The sequence below is a fragment of the Salininema proteolyticum genome, from assembly GCF_042685645.1.
GTDB lineage: Bacteria > Actinomycetota > Actinomycetes > Mycobacteriales > Micromonosporaceae > Salininema > Salininema proteolyticum.
Genome location: NZ_JBHUNX010000001.1, coordinates 4669079 through 4685414 on the forward strand (window position 1 = coordinate 4669079; position 16336 = coordinate 4685414).

General features: G+C 62.0%; 14 protein-coding genes. 10 read left to right on the forward strand and 4 right to left on the reverse strand.

What is annotated here, in order from left to right; all coding sequences use genetic code 11:
* The first annotated feature begins 98 nt into the window (after window positions 1–98).
* The 7 genes from ACFTE1_RS21860 to ACFTE1_RS21890 all read left to right on the forward strand — a co-directional run bounded on the left by ACFTE1_RS21860 (window position 99) and on the right by ACFTE1_RS21890 (window position 9180).
* Window positions 99–422, forward strand: coding sequence for a hypothetical protein (locus ACFTE1_RS21860; protein ID WP_380762869.1), 324 nt, complete (start codon window positions 99–101; stop codon window positions 420–422).
* 40 nt (window positions 423–462) lie between these two features.
* Window positions 463–3432 (forward strand): transglycosylase domain-containing protein, encoded by a 2970-nt coding sequence (locus ACFTE1_RS21865; protein WP_380762872.1) that lies wholly within the window; start codon window positions 463–465, stop codon window positions 3430–3432.
* 82 nt (window positions 3433–3514) lie between these two features.
* Window positions 3515–4891, forward strand: coding sequence for a glycosyltransferase family 87 protein (locus ACFTE1_RS21870; RefSeq protein ID WP_380617573.1), 1377 nt, complete (start codon window positions 3515–3517; stop codon window positions 4889–4891).
* Between the two features lie 522 nt (window positions 4892–5413).
* On the forward strand, window positions 5414–5773 hold the full coding sequence (locus tag ACFTE1_RS21875) for a hypothetical protein (RefSeq protein WP_380617572.1): 360 nt from the start codon (window positions 5414–5416) through the stop codon (window positions 5771–5773).
* A gap of 98 nt (window positions 5774–5871) precedes the next feature.
* Window positions 5872–6618: a hypothetical protein gene (locus ACFTE1_RS21880; RefSeq protein ID WP_380617571.1), complete on the forward strand. Its 747-nt coding sequence runs from the start codon at window positions 5872–5874 to the stop codon at window positions 6616–6618.
* 187 nt (window positions 6619–6805) lie between these two features.
* Window positions 6806–8353 carry a hypothetical protein gene (locus ACFTE1_RS21885; protein ID WP_380617570.1) on the forward strand — a complete coding sequence of 516 codons (1548 nt, stop codon included), beginning with the start codon at window positions 6806–6808 and terminating at the stop codon, window positions 8351–8353.
* Between the two features lie 107 nt (window positions 8354–8460).
* Entirely contained in the window at window positions 8461–9180 is a 720-nt protein-coding gene (locus tag ACFTE1_RS21890) for a hypothetical protein (RefSeq protein ID WP_380617569.1), read from the forward strand.
* 51 nt (window positions 9181–9231) lie between these two features.
* Here ACFTE1_RS21890 and ACFTE1_RS21895 read toward each other — a convergent pair whose 3' ends face one another.
* Together ACFTE1_RS21895 and ACFTE1_RS21900 are read right to left on the reverse strand one after the other, a co-directional pair.
* Window positions 9232–10383, reverse strand: coding sequence for a hypothetical protein (locus ACFTE1_RS21895; RefSeq protein WP_380617568.1), 1152 nt, complete (start codon window positions 10381–10383; stop codon window positions 9232–9234).
* Between the two features lie 648 nt (window positions 10384–11031).
* The gene (locus ACFTE1_RS21900) at window positions 11032–11871 is read right to left on the reverse strand and encodes an IS5 family transposase (protein ID WP_380762875.1); all 840 of its coding nucleotides are present in this window, start codon (window positions 11869–11871) and stop codon (window positions 11032–11034) included.
* Between the two features lie 592 nt (window positions 11872–12463).
* Between ACFTE1_RS21900 and ACFTE1_RS21905 the strand changes: the two genes are divergently transcribed.
* The 3 genes from ACFTE1_RS21905 to ACFTE1_RS21915 are packed head-to-tail and all read left to right on the forward strand — an operon-like array spanning window position 12464 to window position 13699.
* Window positions 12464–12727 (forward strand): hypothetical protein, encoded by a 264-nt coding sequence (locus ACFTE1_RS21905; RefSeq protein WP_380617679.1) that lies wholly within the window; start codon window positions 12464–12466, stop codon window positions 12725–12727.
* A complete protein-coding gene (locus ACFTE1_RS21910; protein WP_380623240.1) occupies window positions 12727–13419 on the forward strand; it encodes a hypothetical protein in 693 nt (230 codons plus the stop codon). The genes ACFTE1_RS21905 and ACFTE1_RS21910 overlap by 1 nt, the downstream gene beginning before the upstream one ends.
* Complete coding sequence (locus ACFTE1_RS21915) at window positions 13394–13699, forward strand: hypothetical protein (protein ID WP_380623242.1); 306 nt, start codon at window positions 13394–13396, stop codon at window positions 13697–13699. Before ACFTE1_RS21910 ends, ACFTE1_RS21915 begins: the two co-directional genes overlap by 26 nt.
* Before the next feature lie 371 nt (window positions 13700–14070).
* Here ACFTE1_RS21915 and ACFTE1_RS21920 read toward each other — a convergent pair whose 3' ends face one another.
* Window positions 14071–15141, reverse strand: a complete 1071-nt coding sequence (locus ACFTE1_RS21920) for a hypothetical protein (protein WP_380623244.1) — start codon at window positions 15139–15141, stop codon at window positions 14071–14073.
* Window positions 15142–15176: 35 nt separating this feature from the next.
* Window positions 15177–16334, reverse strand: coding sequence for an SPFH domain-containing protein (locus ACFTE1_RS21925; RefSeq protein ID WP_380623246.1), 1158 nt, complete (start codon window positions 16332–16334; stop codon window positions 15177–15179).
* Window positions 16335–16336 lie beyond the last annotated feature (2 nt).

A 16336-nucleotide genomic window follows, 5' to 3' on the forward strand; every position in this document is an offset into this window, starting at 1 on the left:
CCCACCCCGGACAGGGGTCCAGGCGAATGCCGGGACACCACGAACTGACCGCCGCCGCCCGCGAGGACGGCGACGACCGATGTGGATGGTAAAGACGAATGACTGACAATGGTTACCGCCCCGGCCAGGGCGACCCGCAAGGGGGCTACGGCTGGGGAGGCGGACAGCAGCCGGGCGACACCGGTCGCTCGCCCGCCGGCGGCAGCGCCTCCGTTCCCAATGGCGGCGCGTCCGTCCCGCCCCCGACCGGTTCCTTCCGCGGCGGCGCCTCGGTGCCCCCCCGCGAACGGCCCGCGCTCCGGAAGCGCCTCCGTCCCGCCTGCGGGCGGCCCCGGCCCCGGCAGTGCCTCTGTTCCACCGGCGAGCGGACCCCGTTCCGGCAGCGCGTCCGTTCCTCCCGCCTCCGGGCCCCGCTCCGGTAGCGCCTCGGTGCCGCCGCCCGGCGGCGACAACTCCGGGCGCGTGAGCGTGGGAGGCGGCGGTGGAGTTCCGCCGCGCGGCCCCTCGTCCGGCAGCGCCTCAGTCAGCCCCTCCGGATCCGGCCCCGGTAGGGCCTCCGTCACCGGCAAGCGTACCGGCGCCCTCTCCGAGGACGATCTCAAGGACAAGAAGAAGAAAAAGCGCTCCAAGACCCGCAAGCGCGTCTACGCGGTCCTGATCGCCGTCATGGTCATGTTCCTCGGCGCGGGGACCTTCGTCGGCGCCATGTTCTTCCAAGAGATACAGACCCCCGACGACACCCCGTTCGGCGAGAACACCACCTTCCTCTACGCCGACGGCGAGAGCGAGATGGCCGGCTACGGCTACCGCTTCCGCGAGCTCATCGACTCCACCGACGACCTCCCCGAAACCGTCAGGTGGTCCACCGTCGCCTCCGAGGACATGAAGTTCTACGAGCACGACGGCGTCGACATCAAGCGCACCATGGGCGCCTTCATCAACAACCTCACCGGCGGCGACCAGCAGGGAGCCTCGACCATCTCCCAGCAGTACGCCGGCGCTCTGGCCAAGTTCCGCGACGACAAGTCGTACACCCGCAAGGCCAAAGAGGCCGTCATGGCCATCAAGCTCGAGCAGGAGTTCTCCAAGGACGAGATCCTCCGCCACTACCTGAACCTCTCCTACTTCGGGCGCGGCGCGGTCGGCGTCGGAGCCGCCTCCAAGGCCTACTTCAACAAGCCGGTGGACGAACTCTCTTGGGGCGAAGCCGCCTTTATCATCATGCAGGTGAAGTCGCCCAACGGCGCCTATGACCCCGTCCTTAAGGGGGAAGAGGTCGAACAAGCCGCCACCGACCGGTGGGAGTACGTCATGGGCAACCTCTGGACTATGCACGAGCAGAACGGCATGACCAAGGAGGACTACGACGCCGCGATGGACGAGGGTCTGCCCCAGGCGGTCGACGCCGATCTCAGGGCGCCCAGCTGGGGCGGTGACAAGGCCACCGGCTTCATCACCAACGAGATCGACGGCTACATCTACGAAGAGCTCGAAGAGCACTACGATCTTTCCAAGGACGATCTCTACGGCGAAAAGCCGGAGACCGGCGGCTACACGATCGTCACCACGATCGACAAGGAGATCCAGGCGCTCACCGAGGAGACCGCCAGTCGCGGCCCCCTCGAGAAGCAGAAGAACGACGATGGTGACTGGATTGACGGCGAGGGCAACGTCGTCGACTCGGAGGCCGACGCCGCCGTCAAGTACTTCAAGAACGAGAAGGTCACCGACGACGAGGGCAAGGCCGTAGCCATGCCGCGCCACAAGAACGACAACGAAAAAGCCGCTCTCGTGGACCGCAACCCGTCCATGACCGACGCCGTCGTCGTCGTCGAGCCCGGCACCGGTCGCGTCCTCGGCTACTACGGCGGAGACGACGGCTTCGGCTACGACAACGCCGGCCCCACCGCCGCGAAGCCGCCGTCGTCGACGTTCAAGATGGCCACCGTCGCCACCGCGATCTCCGAGCAGTCCAGCCTCAAATCCTGGTGGGACGGCTCCAGCCCCCGCGAGTTCGTGGGCCGTGGCAAGGACGACGGCGACGCGTCGACTCCGGAGAGCCAGAACGGCGACCCGGTCCACAACGCCGGCAACAAGGACGCGGGCGACGTACAGCTCCAGACAGCCCTCGAGGACTCGCTGAACACCCCGATGTTCGCCATCGCCGACCACTTCGGCGCCACCAAGATCCTCAAGACCGCCGCCGAGATGGGCGTCGAGAACATGACCCGCCCGGTCAATGCGGCCTGGGAGGACAGCACCTTCAACGCCGTCTTCGAACTGAGGGTCAAGGGCGAGACCGTCGAGTACGCCATGCGCGGCCAGGGCCAGTACGAGAGCGGCGAGTGGGCGGTCGACGAGCGGGAGAACATCGACGACATGGCCTACCTGCGCTGGGCCAACGAGGACAACTCCAACGAGGGCGTCTACGCCTCGGACGACAACGAACCGGTCTGGTACCCGCTCACCAACGACACCGGGCGTTTCCCGTTCGACCGGGAAATCTCGTTCGGCCAGTACGGCGTGAGCGTGCAGGACCTCTCGGCCATGTTCGCCACCATCGCCAACAACGGCGTGTACAACGAGACCCGCTACGTCGAGAAGGTCTACGACCGCGACGGGAACGAGCTCGAGCCGAAGAAGCCCTACGATCAGCGTCAGGCCATCAAGGAAGAGGTCGCCCGCGACCTCCAGTTCGCCGGTGCGAAGATCGACGCCGCCGCCGGTCAGGAAGGACAGGTCACGCACCAGTTCTTCGGCAAGACCGGTACGTGGGAAGCGGCCAAGCAGTTCGGCGGCACCGCCAACGCCCACGCCCTCTATGCCGGAGCGATCAAGCAGATGTCCATCGCCGCCTGGGTCGGAAACGCCGGCGCGGACACCTTCCCACTCCTCAACGAGGACGGGGCGATCATGGACGGATCCTACGGTTATACGCTGTCCGGTCCGGTCTGGAACGACCTGATGCAGAAGATCATCAAGTCCAAGAAGCTCGAAGACGTCGGATGGGACGGTCCCGCCAACTTCGGCAAGGACACCACCTTCGACATCGAGGGCGACGACGGCAAGCTCAGCGCCGACTCCCCGTACTGCAAGTCCCACAAGAACGACCCGAAGTGCGAGCAGGAAGAGAAGGACAAGGACAAGGACGACGAGGACTCGTCCGAATGCTCCGCCTTCGACGAAGCCATCGGCCTGTGCGGAAACGAGGACGAGGACGGCGAAAACGGCGGTGAGAACGGGGGCGAAGACGGCAATGGCGACGAGTCCCACCCGCCCGGCGAAGGCGGGGAAGGCGGCGAGGACTGCAACCCGTTCCTCGAAGACTGCGAGGGCACGAACGGTGAGGGCGGCCAGGACCAGAACTCCAGCGCCGGCACCACCGAATCGGCGACACGCAATCCACGCCAGCAGATCGAGTTAACCAGTTGAACAGGGCCCGGGAGGCGACTCCCGGGCCCTTTCGCTTCTCCCGGCACGGACCGGCCCGTCGCGTCCGCTAGGCTCGATACCGATGAGCACTTCAGAAAGGGCGCCGGTCTCGCCCTCCCGCACCGACCCCTTCGTGCGCATGGCCTCGAAACTCATCGGCGGACCGCTGGGCCGCCACGCCGTCGATCCTCCCCGTCGACGGTTCTGGAATCCCTATTACGTCACGATGGCCGTCGCCATCGGCGTTCTCGCGCTCGCCTGGTTCCAGAAGGCTCCCTGTGTCGACGGCGGTTGGGTCGACAATCTGCAGTACAAGGAGGCCTGCTACACCGATATTCGGGCCCTCTGGGGTGCCGAGCGGCTCAACGAAGGGGCCGTGCCGTACCGGGACCACCCCGTCGAGTACCCCGTTCTGACCGGCTGGTTCATGGGGATCTGGGGGCAGATCGGCTTCCTCGCCGAGCAGATGCTCGGCGTCAACGGCGGGGCGCTCTTCTACAACCTCAACGCCATCGCGCTCGCCGTGCTCGGGCTGCTGACCGTCACCGCGATCCACAAGATGCGCTACCAGCGTCGTCCCTGGGACGCGATGATGTTCGCCGCCGCGCCGGTCATGGTCTTCACCGCCTATGTCAACTGGGACCTGCTCGCCATTGCCGCGACCGCGTTCTTCTTCCTCTACTGGAAGCGACGAAGGCCGCTCATCGCCGGCCTCTTCCTCGGGCTGGCCGTTGCGGCGAAGTTCTATCCTCTCCTCTTCGCGGGGCCCATGCTCGTTCTGGCGCTGCGCCGCGACGGCTTTTCGCTGGGGCGACTGGTCTATACCGTCAAGACGCTCGCCACTGGCGCGATCGTCTGGATCCTGATCAACGGGCCCGTGGCCTACCTCTGGCCCGATTCCTGGATGCGGTTCTTCGAGCTCAATTCGGAGAGGTTCGTCGACTGGGGGACCGGGTGGTACGTGCTCAAGGGGACGTGGGCGCTGCCCCAGTTCTCGGATGTCGACTGGGTCAATACGGCCTATTTCGTCGCCTTCCTCGTTTGCTGTCTCGGAGTGGCCGCGCTCGGATTTTTCGCCAAGACCAGACCGAGCCTGGCGCAGCTCTGCTTCCTCGTCGTGGCGGCGTTCCTGCTGACAGGGAAGGTGTGGTCGCAGCAGTACGTGCTGTGGGTGCTGCCCCTGCTCATCCTCGCGAGGCCGCAGTGGCGGTTGTTCTTGTTCTGGCAAGTGGCAGAGCTCTGCTACTTCTTCGCGTTCTACGGGAAGATGCTGGAGGTCTCCACGTCGGGTAGTGAGGGCATCAGCGAGGAGCTCTTCCTGGCCGCCGCGAGCTTCCGCTGGATCGCCCTGGCGGTCGTCTGCGCCTTCGTCGTCGCGGATGTGCTTCGCGGCCGAAACGTTGAAACACAGGACTCGGTTCAGCTGTTGCGCAAAGGGCCCCAGAGACTACCAGCTTGACGAGGGTGGCGGCACCATCCGATAATAGGGTCAGCAGACTCAACCGTGGAGGACTCAGTTGTCATGGAACGGCATGAGCCCAGGTTCGACCCTGAGGCGGTAGACCAGACCAGCGCGATGGCCGAACGGCAACACGAAGTTGTCGCGAATACGGCAGTTGCGCTGTTCCGCTCCAGTGGTCGGCCGACGGCGCGATTGTGCGGTGGCGGAGCGTCGATGACCGGAGGCGTTCGTGGCCACGATGAGGCGCTTTGCCAGATGCCGTGGGCGGCGAATCGTGCCGCAGATGGCGAGATGAACGGGCCGCCGATGCCCCATAGTCTCACAAAGGTAACAATTCGGCAACGAAAAGTGGAGCCGCTGGAAGTCTCAACGGCCGTCGGCAAAAGCTCTGATAGCGGCCTTATACCCGCTGTCACCACCTATTTCAGGGTTGCAGCCCCCTGCTAATCTGAACGTGACACCCGAGTCAGCCACTAAAGATCCAGTATTCCCGCTCTCTCCCCGAAGGAGGCGCCCCCGATGGCCGAGCGCAAGTTCGATCCAGACGCCGTAGCCCGATACCGAGACTTCCTAATTTACTGGCTTGACGAGCTCGAAGCCGATGGCGGTCCGATTGACACTATGAAAAACGGTGCGCTGAAGAACGCGCCGGCTTTCGGCACCACCACTGAGGGCCTCGCGGCAACAGAGAAGTACGGAACTTCTCACGCGACTATGTGGGGCAACCTTCAGTCGCTCCGCCAGTCTCTCTTTGGCCTGATTCAGGCTCTGAATAAAGCCATTGAGAACCAGGAAACGACCGAGGAATACAACGTCGACGACTTCAGCAATGCCTATGCAGACCTCGAAGGTAACTATGAGGACTTGGGCGGAAGCTGACGTTTCTGGGTGGGTTCCGGTCGTCTGTGACGTACCCGCTACGTTCAATATTTGTACGGCCGTGCACCCGTCGCCAACCGATCGCAAAGGATTAGAGAATGACGACAAAGAGTGTTAAGAGCGCTACAGCAGTCGCCCTGTCTGCGGCGTTCCTCCTGTCCGCGTGTAGCGACGGAGACAACCCATCGGACGATGGAGGCTCCCCCTCGGACGGCGGAAACAACGGTTTCGGAGAGTCCGGCGCATCGTCGGTCATCAACGAATGGGAGCCCTGCGAAGTCTTCGACAGCAACTTCAACGAGCTGGTCGAGCACTATGAGTATGACGGCCTGCCAGACGATCGCATTAGCGCGGGATACGGTGAGGGAACTCCGTCGGACCTCGTTGAGTGTTCGGCAAACGTTATGTGGGAAAAAGACCCCAATTCGAAACTAGATCGACTTGGTATACAAGGTCTTACAACTGTAGCCGTAGTGGCCTCGGGAAGCCCAGAAGCAACTTCGGAACGATTTGATGAACTAGTAAATATTTCGAGGGATCTTCATGAACGAAACAGTACGTTCGAAGATAGCGAAATTCAGGGCGACTGGGACAAGGGAGTACTTCTCCATGGGGATTACGGCAAGGGCGATACCTGGGCAGTATATGTTCTTGACGGCCCGTACTTGATTAAGGTTCTTCTTGAGACTGGTAGCAATATGTCTGGAGGAGATGGCGGCAGTTCGGAGCAAAGCACGTTCGAGGTAAATGAAGTCAGGGATTACTTGGTCGAAACTTCAGTTCCTGGAATGCAGGAAACGGTCGACAAAGGTCTTCAAGAGGCGGGAGTGAATATCGATGAGTGACCGTGGGCCAACATTCGAAGATACTTTCGAGGCAGACGATTCTGAGATCACTCTTGAAACTGCCGGCCATGGCGGAGATCAGGATACGCTAGAAGCTGTACATTCGTCTGCGTCCGGGCAGTCTTGCGGTGAAGATGGTTGCCCGAATGCGAATGACACTGAGGTTGAACAAGCTTGGGAAAACCTCATGTCTGCCATCCCCGTGGGCGAAAAAGCCGGTGGCGACAATATTAGGCCTGACCATGATCTTAGTCATGCGATGCCGAACCCTGAGATCTTCAACAACATTGTGCGTTCGCTGCGACCTGCAGGCTGTGAAGTTCATGCCTTGGACATCCTTGCGGACTCATGGTATGCAGATGTTTTCCAGAAGATATCGACCTTTCCCGGAGACCTCCGTGTTGCAACTAGCCAACTTTCAGAAGAGTGGGTTGGCGATGATTACGACAATCTTGAGAAGAAGATCGAAGATACCATCAAGATCGCTCAAGAGGTCTCTGACAGCGCCGAAGTGATTACAGATGACCTTATGCGGGAATCAGCAGATATCTATTCCCAGCAAGGTGGCGAAGAAGGTTATGTCCCTTTCCCCGCTCCACAGCTGTGGAAGGAAGGGGGGATCGCGAACTGGTTCCGAAGCTGGGGTGACAATGATGATATGGCGGTGCACTGTCGTCCCCCGTGGTGGGATGAAGGTCCCTGCAACAGGATTACTGCTGAATATGCTCTCCAGATGGTTGGGTTCAAGCCTGAGGAGATGGGTGAATTCACTCAAAGTATTCGAGAGGAAACCCAGCGTCGTCAACAGGCGAATCAGGAGTTCAATCAGCAACTCGAAGAGGGATCCTACTATCGCGGTCGGTCGATGGACAAGAAAGAAACCGACTGGGACGAGCTTTACGACGAGGTTCGTGAAGAGGCTATCTTCGAGAACGAAGATATGATGCAAATCGCTGAAGATGATTATGAGCAAGCGGCTCAGGACATCAACAGCGGCATCAAGGATCGCGAGTACAACGCAAACACCTCGTACTCCACTCATGAGGACCCCACTGAGGCCAAGGACCCGACCATGACCTCGGAAGAGGATCCGAATGCTGGTGGTGGCGGATATGACGGTGTAAGCCCGCCTCCTGGAGGCGGAGGAGCTGGCGCAGGCGCTGGAGGGCTTGGCGATCCTGGCGGTTATGACTCCCCCAAGGAATATGGTCTTAAGAAGCCGGGTGGTCCGGGAGGACCGGGGGGTTCGAACCCTGATGTGCCTGGTATTGGCGATCCGGATGACCCTGAGGGCTGGGACTTCGGTGAAGATGGCCGTCCGAGAGTGGACGACCCCACGGGTGGTCTGGCTGGCGGTGGCGATGGCCTTGGCGGCATGCGTCCAGGCATCGGTGGCGGCGGTAGCGGTCTCGGCGGCGGTGCTGGCGGTGGCCTTGGCGGCGGTGGCCTCGGTGGAGGCGCCGGAGTCATGGGCGGCGGCGCCGGAATGCCTAGAGGGGGCGCTGGTGCTGGTGGAGCTGGTGCGAAGGTCGGTCCTGGTGCCGGTGGCGGTGCTGGCGCCGGTCGAGGCGGCGGTGGTCGCGCTGGCGGCGGCATGATGGCCGGCGGCGGTGGAGGCGGCATGGGCCGTCCTGGTGGCGATGACAAAGAGTCCAAGGGCGAGGCGGCCGGCTGGCTCGTCGAAGACGAGGACGTCTGGGGCATCGGCGACGAGGACGACGATCCGTACGCGTAGACGTAAATGACTGCAGTGGGTGCCGAGGCTACAGCCTCGGCACCCACTGCAGTTTTCTGTGGTAATGCCCTTTGGCTACCCTGACCGTAATTAACTAGGAATATAGTATGAAGAGTATAAAAGTCGCGGCCACGGGCGCTATGCCCTTGACACTGCTACTTACTGCTTGCAGTGGTTGGGATGATACCTTCAGGGACGAAGCGTCTTCTGGGGTTGAAATAGAGGATGCTGCGTCCACTATAAATCAGTGGGAACCTTGCGAGACCTTCTCTGCCAATTTCGACGACCTAATTGAGCACTATCAGTACGACAGCATTCCAGGCGAAAGAATCAGTGCCGCCTACGGCGAAGGTACTCCGGCTGATCTTGTCGAATGCACTGCGAATGTCATGTGGGAGAAAGACCCTGATGCCAAGCTTGATCGTACTGGAATGATGGGTTACACGACTATTGCGTTGGTTGCGGCCGGAAGTCCGGAAGCTACGGCTGAGAGGTTCGATGAACTCACTCAAGATTCAATGAAGCTCTTCAAAGAGGCTGACTTGTTCGAGGACGCCGAAATTCCGGGTGATTGGAATAAGGGACGGCTTTTGCATGGAGACTACGGAAAGGGCGATGCCTTCAGCGCCTACGCACTGTATGACGACTACCTTATTCGAGTGGATTTGGAGACCGGGGCAAATCTTTCCGGCGGCGATGGAGGTAGGTCAGATCAAGAGACGTTTGACGTTGAAGAAGTCCAAGAATACCTGATGAGCACGGTCATCCCGGAGATGAATGAGACAGTCGAATCCAACCTCGACATTCCGGTCATGACTACTGACTAGGGATTGGGAGCCTTGGTTTGCCAAGGCCCTCCTCGGTCGATGGCGTTGAAACTACCCCTGGGAGAGTCGTACGGCGACGTCAGCGTGCGTGAACTCTGCATCGTGGCGGCCATTGGAAAAGTGGTTGACGACCGATAGAGCAACGGTGGTCTTTGTGAGCCTCTGAGAGGACACGGAGACCACTTGCTCTTCCGTGGCCTCGCCATGGGACACGTTCAGACTGTGCGTTCCTTCAGGGACTTCGATGATCCAGGTACCCCATCCACTCGCCATTACTGTTCCGCCGACCGAAATGACCGGGGCGGCGGTGAATCGACGATTCTGGACGGGTGGCTGGCTTGCCAACGCGATGGCGGGGAACGGATCAGGCTTCTGGGTGAGGCTCTGCTCGACGACGATCAGCCCTCGTCCGGGAGTAGGAGGTGCCAGTTCTCGCCAGCGGTCGGATAGGGTCGCACAATTCCAGACCAGGTACCCCGGCTCAGGAGAGGCCCACTTGACCGGCGCGAGCTGCATCAGCTCGTCAGTTCTCGCCTCGCCGGCAGAACGAGCGGTAGCGCGAAGACCGATCGACTTTGCGGAGAACCAGGTGATCGCGGAGCCGAGGAAGACGACAGGCGCGATAACGCTAACGAAGGCGGCGGCCCGGGACTGGACGGTTTGGCCGACCCAAGCCGCTGCTACGGACAACACGATGACGATCAAGGCGATCATGAAGGCCCGCAAGGCCAGTCCGGGCGGAACAGTGCCAGGCCAGTTTCGTGGTAGAACGCCGCGCGCCCCTATCCGGCCGATCAAAGGCCGTTCGAAGTGCTCACGGCGGTGATCAACGTACGGGGCCACGTAGTCTATCGACGGATTCGAACTCTTGGCGGCAAGGGGAACGGCTACACAGCACTCGCCTTCAGAATCCTGTATCTGTGCCGAAACGATGTGGTTGCCGTCTTCAACGTCGACTTCAGCGGTGCCGAAGCCTACGGCGAGGGGCTCGTCGTTCAACGCAAGAATGGGCGTCGGGGAGTCGATCGCCCCCTTCCGAGGACGACGGAACTCGTTCATGATCTTAATGCCGCCCAGAGCAAGACTGCGAATTGACAGCTTGCCAGGCGAGTTTGTCGCAGGAGGTTTGGCGCCGGCCTCGTGTTGTTGGTGGATTTTGACAGCGGCTTGAGAAAGCCCAGTGAGCCTCTTGCTGCGGTACATTCGCGGCCACTTGATGAAGTCAGTAGCTCGTGGAGTCACGGCGATGGCTGCCTTCCAGACGGAGCGCGGGGTTGCCCAGAGCAAAACCCATCAAAGCTCGTAAGCGGGAGGTGGGGAAAGACGCTGAGCTCTCTGCCATCGTACTGCTCGCGTCTTCCTCAAAGTATGGCGGTTCATATCGTGCCTCCATCAAAGGTGAGTTGAGGGGTCGGCCCTGTTGAGTTCGACTCTGAGAACCTTCTATCTGGTGGTCACAGGGGATCGTGAACTCTTCGGCGTACTTGTCGTTGGTGCCTCGAACCAACGGATCGTCGATCGGCTCTCCATGGAGGTCTGGGCTGTCAGATTTCGCCACTCGAGTCTTGGCGAAGCTCAACTGTCGGTCGTGCTCCGAGTTCATCATGCTCATCATCTTGAAGGCGTTCAAGGCACTGGGGCAGTGGAGATTTCATGAAGTATGGCGGCTGGCGGCCTGGGCATTGAGGTTTGAGTGCACCACGAGCTCAGCGGAAGTCGGCTCGATCGATGTTTGCGGGGTTCCTTCGCTGTTCGCCGCTTATTTGAGCAGGGCAGACTGAAATGGAAAACGTGGCAGGGAAATCCGATTGGGCTCAAGGGATGATTTGGCCTAAGAAGGCGTCTCTGCGGTCATGATTCCATTTTGGATAGCTGTCGGGCCATGACGAAGATGCTGGCGACCAGCACGAACCCCTCGGCGTGCTCGGGCTTGCGCTCGTAATCACGGCAGAGTCGGCGCCGGTGCATGAGCCAGGCGAAGGATCTCTCCACCACCCAACGGCGTGGCTGTACCACGAACCCTCTCTGGCCTGCCAGTTTAGAAACGATCTCGACGACAAATCCATAGAGCTCTCGAGCGAGGTCGGCAATCGGGCTCTGGTAGCCGCTATCGGCCCAGACTCGGGCGATGGTCGGGAACCGCTGCGATAGGGCGAACAGGAGGTCGCGGGCGGCGGTCCGGTCCTGGACGCCGGCGCCGGTGACCATCACGACCAGGATCAGGCCCATGGTGTCGACGGCGATGTGTCTTTTGCGGCCGTTGATCTTCTTCCCGCCGTCATAGCCCCTGGTCGCGGCCGGAACGGTCATGTCAGCCTTGACCGACTGGGAGTCGATGGAGACAGCTGAGGGTTCGGCCTTCCGCCCGGTGGCGTAGCGGAGCTTTTCACGAATGACGGTGTTTATGCGGTCCCACACACCGGCTGATACCCAGCGCGAATAGAACCCGTAGACGGTCTTGAACGGCGGGAAGTCGACCGGGAGGCTGCGCCATTTCGTGCCGGAGTCGGCGATGTACCGAATGGCGTCGACGATCGCCCGACGACAGTGGTGTTCATGCCCGCCTCGTCCGCTCAAGGCGGCCGGGACCGGCAGGAGCGGGGCGATCAGAGCCCACTCTGCATCGGTGCAGTCTGACGGATAGACGGAGGTGCGGGTCGTGTGAAGCCATGGGTCGCAGGTAGGATGCAAGGGAGCCTCTGGGGTTGTCGATCTTGTGGTTAAGAAAGACTGATACCAGAGGCTCTTTTTCTATGGGCCGCAGGGGCTCCGACTCCAAAGACAGCTTCTAAGACGTTTGGGCACTTCTGGACGTTCGGTGCGCGCCTCGGCGTGTCGTGGTTGACTACCCAATATGGGCTGGGTGACACTGGGTATCGGTTCGGCAGGCCAGATGTCTGTCGAAGATTGCAGTGGACATCCAGTCCCCTTCGATAGCGGCTCGCCAGCCGAAAGCTACCAACTTAGATCTGGCGAGCCGCCCACAACAAACGTTCCTCGAAAGGATCGCTGTACTGACTCATCGTAGTTGATCTGTTCGGCTGATTCCAGCCGCCTTTCCGTTGTTGACCGCGATCGTGCGATCGCGTCTAGCCACCGTGCGCTCTGAACACCCTGGTGGTGTCCTGGTTTGTCCTGAACGTCCGTGGAGCTGCAGATTCACGTGTTCGGGGTAGCTGCGGTGTGCCCTCCCCGCCATGTCTCCCGGCGGGGAGTCCATGACTCAGTTCCTTAGTTCCCCCTGCCCTGAAATCAGGTGTGCAGGGGAGTTTGGAGGCTTTTCATGCCTATCTCGATGCCCTTGACTCTCGGTTCGTTCACCATCGAGGGCCGCAAGGTCCAGATCGTCCGCAGGGCGGCGCGCAAGATCTTCTGGATCACCGTCGACGGCCGTACTGCCGCCATGGTCCACACCCATGACCGGTTCCTCCTGCCTCAACCCGGTTGGTCGATCCGCGACGATGTCGCCGACTGGCTGTTGGAGCAGACCATGCGGGCCCACTCCCACTTCGTCGCCTACTGCTTCGCGAAAGGAGTCCACCCCTAATGAGCACCCTTTTCGAGCATTCCGACTACGTGTACGCCGCCATCGCCTTCGTCGTCGCGATCGGCCTGTATGCCTTCGCCGTCTACCACGGCAACATCTACGGCCACAACGACCAACAGTCGTCCGACCAAGCCACCAGTGCGAACACGGCCCACGGCCGAGCACAACGGCACGGACGCCCAGCCAGGCGCGTGTTCGGGCGGGCGAAGGCCCGGACGGTGCGCACGGATGGGACTGTCTTGGGGGCGGTGTCGTTTCTGGCGCGGACGTTCGAGGTCCGCGAGATCGACGTCTACACGGGCGTCATCATCGCCATCGAACCCGGCGGACAGCGCCTGATCGTCGGGGAGGCCGACTGGGGCTGGGGCTATCCCGGCCGGGTCTACTGGTCGCCCGACCCCAAACGCCACGCACTGTTCACTGACAACAGTCGCTTGAAGTTCGCGCTCGAACAACGCGTCTACGCTGTCATCGACCGCGCCGTCTTCGGCGCCGACCTCCCACCACGCTTCCACGAGGAAGTCTGGACCGTGGATCCGTACGTCTCACCACGTGCGGAAACACATCAACAAGCGCGCCAGCTCGAACTGCAACCAGTGTCGGTGCAGGCATCTCCGCACGGGCTGTCGCAGCGACACCCGCAGCCTCAACGTCAGGAGGTGGGCAGTGGCCGTGCTGTACTTGCCACCTGACACCACTGACCTCGGCACGATCGATCACTACGGGCAGACGTTCGAGGTCCGCCACGACGCCGACGCCGGACTCGTCTACCTCCTCTACCCAGGCACCGACGCCGACGACACACCCGTCGCCCAACGCGCGCCGGCCATCATCGCCTGCTGCGGAGGAGGAGTCTGGGCCAAACTCACCATCTACTGCGACCAGCAGTACAAACTCTCCCGAACATTCACCGACTGGGAGAACGAACTCCGCGACACGATCATGATCCACGTGCAAAGACGCACGGGCTAAAACGCCTACACGGAGAAGCTAAGGGGGTCGGGGTAGGCAGTGCCCTGGCCCCCTTGGTCGTTGGCAGAGATCCATGACATCAGCGCGCGACTGAGATGCCAGCTGTCCGGGATGTCCCGTCGTCTTGCCGTCGGATCGGTGCCGTGGCGCTGTCTAACCGGCTGCGTGGTCTGTTGCCCTGCCGCCTTCCGGGGCAGGTCGGATGGCTGTCCCTTGGTGATTGCGGACCATGCGGAGGAGTCGGGGAGGAGCAGGGACGGCCGACGAGGCGGAACCCTGGCCCGGTGCGGAGGAAGCAGTACGGGGGACGGCTTCGCCGTCCCCCGTACTGTTCAGGTCGTCGGCGTGAGTTCTGCGCCGACGACCGCACGTCATTGTTGGAACATGTTGTATAGGAAGTAACCGCCGACGATGACGATCAGCGCGGCGATCACGGCCAGGGTGATCTTGATCCAGCTGAACGGACGCTCGCCGACGACCTTGCCGGTCTGGCCGTTGACCAGGACCTGCCATGCCTTGCCGCTGAACATGTAGGTGAGGATCCAGATCGGCAGGAGCAGCAGCTTGAACGTGACCTTGTTGTGCTCGGTGTTGTACGAGTCGATCTTCTGCCGGTCACCGCCGATGTCCTTGCGGATGTCGCGCTTGATGATCTTGTCCATACGCTGCTTGGCGCCCTCGAAGCCCTGTTCGGGGGTGACGTCGTAGCGCTGGGTGTGGTGACCGACGATGGCCTGCGGGTGGTAGGGACGGACGTCCTTGGTGTCCCAGTCCTTCTCCAGCTTCTCCATGTGGTCGGGCAGAACGTGCGAAGAGGCCGGCACGACCACGTCGTCGAAGTTCCGCTTGACGGTGCCGTTGACCCGCTTCCAGCGGATCTCCGTCTTCTCCTTGCCCTCGGAGTCCGTCGTCTTGTACCGCGTGCCGCGCTGCCCCCGGTACTTGGTGACGGTCTTGGCGTCCCAGGTCCAGTGCGGCAGGTAGGTGCTCTTGACGTTCGACGAACCCTGCACCTTCTTCAGCGCGTTGGGCGCGAACCAGCGCGACTTGATCCACTCGCCGAGATTGCCCTTGGCGGTGCTTTCGTCGACGGCGAAGGGCGCCACGGCCTCAGGGGCGATGATGTCGGGGTTGAACTGGTCGACCACGACCGGGGCGCCGCAGAACTGGCACTCGTCGGACCACGAGTCCGATTCGGTGTGCGCGGCGCACTGGGTGCAGACGAACAGGTTCGCCGGCACCTCGTTGCGCGGGCGGCGGCGCTTGCCGGCCGCCTTGGCCCAGCTGTGCTCGCGGACCTTGCCGGGCTGCTCGAAGACGATCTGCTTCTGGTGCCCGCAATAAGGGCACTGCAGGGCGGTCGTGCCGGGCTGGAACTGCAGCTGCGCGCCGCAACCGTCGCACGGGTACATCTGATGCTGGGCTTGAGCCTGGGAATCCATGGGTCACTGCCTCACTCTGGGGTTCTCTGTCCGGGTTATTGGGGAGGAAGGGGCGGGGGGACCGATCCGAAGACGGTGGCCAGCTCGGGGACTTCACCGGCGGGGGTCCAGTTGCCCATGCCGTTCTTCCACACCAGGGTCTCGCGGGTGATCTCCCCGGCCCCGGCCTTCTGCTGGAGGGTGGGGATGTCGAGCGGGCCGACCTGCTGCCCGGCGATGCCGGCGAACCACTCGGGCTGGGACCCGGGCAGCGGCGGCGGGCCGGCGGCGGGCTGCTGCGGCTGGGCCGGCTGCTGAGGTTGCTGCATCTGGGGCTGCTGCGGCTGGGCGGGCTGTTGCTGCTGGCCCATGGTCTGTGCCATGTTCTGGGCCATGGCGAAGCCGGCGCCCATGGACATGGCGTCTCCGCCCGCGCCGCCGTTCTTCGCCGACTCCTCGACGGCGTTGGCGGCCTGGAACTGGGTGTAGGCGTTCATGTCGCCGACGATCCCGATCGAGGAGCGCTTGTCGAGGGCCTCCTCGACGTTCTTGGGCAGGGAGATGTTGGAGACGGTGAAGTTCGGGACCTCGAGCCCGAACTCATTGAGCTGCCCGGAGATGGTGCCCTTGATGCGGTCACCGATCTGGTCCTGGTGCATGGCCATGTCCAGAACCGGCAGCTGGGTCTTGGCGATGGCGGGGGCGACGGCGGCGACGACCTTCTCGCGCAGGAAGTTGCCGATCTCGTCGGTCTGGAAGTGCTGGTCGGTGCCGACGGTCTCCTTGAGGAGCTTCTCGGGGTCGATGACGCGGATGGAGTAGGCGCCGAAGGCGCGGATGCGCACGGGCCCGAACTCGGGGTCGCGGACCATGATGGGGTTCTTGGTGCCCCACTTGAAGTCGGTGAACTGGCGGGTGTTGACGAAGTACACCTCGGCCTTGAACGGCGACTCGAAGCCGTGCTTCCACCCCTGCAGGGTGGACAGGATGGGCATGTTCTCCGTTTCGAGGGTGTACATGCCGGGGGAGTAGACGTCGGCGATCTGGCCCTCGTTGACGAAGACGGCCATCTGCGATTCGCGGACCGTCAGTTGGGCACCCATTTTGATCTCGTTGTTGTAGCGGGGGAAACGCCACACGATCGTGTCCCGGGAATCATCCGTCCATTCGATGACGTCAATGAACTCACCGGTTATCTTATCCCACAAACCCATTC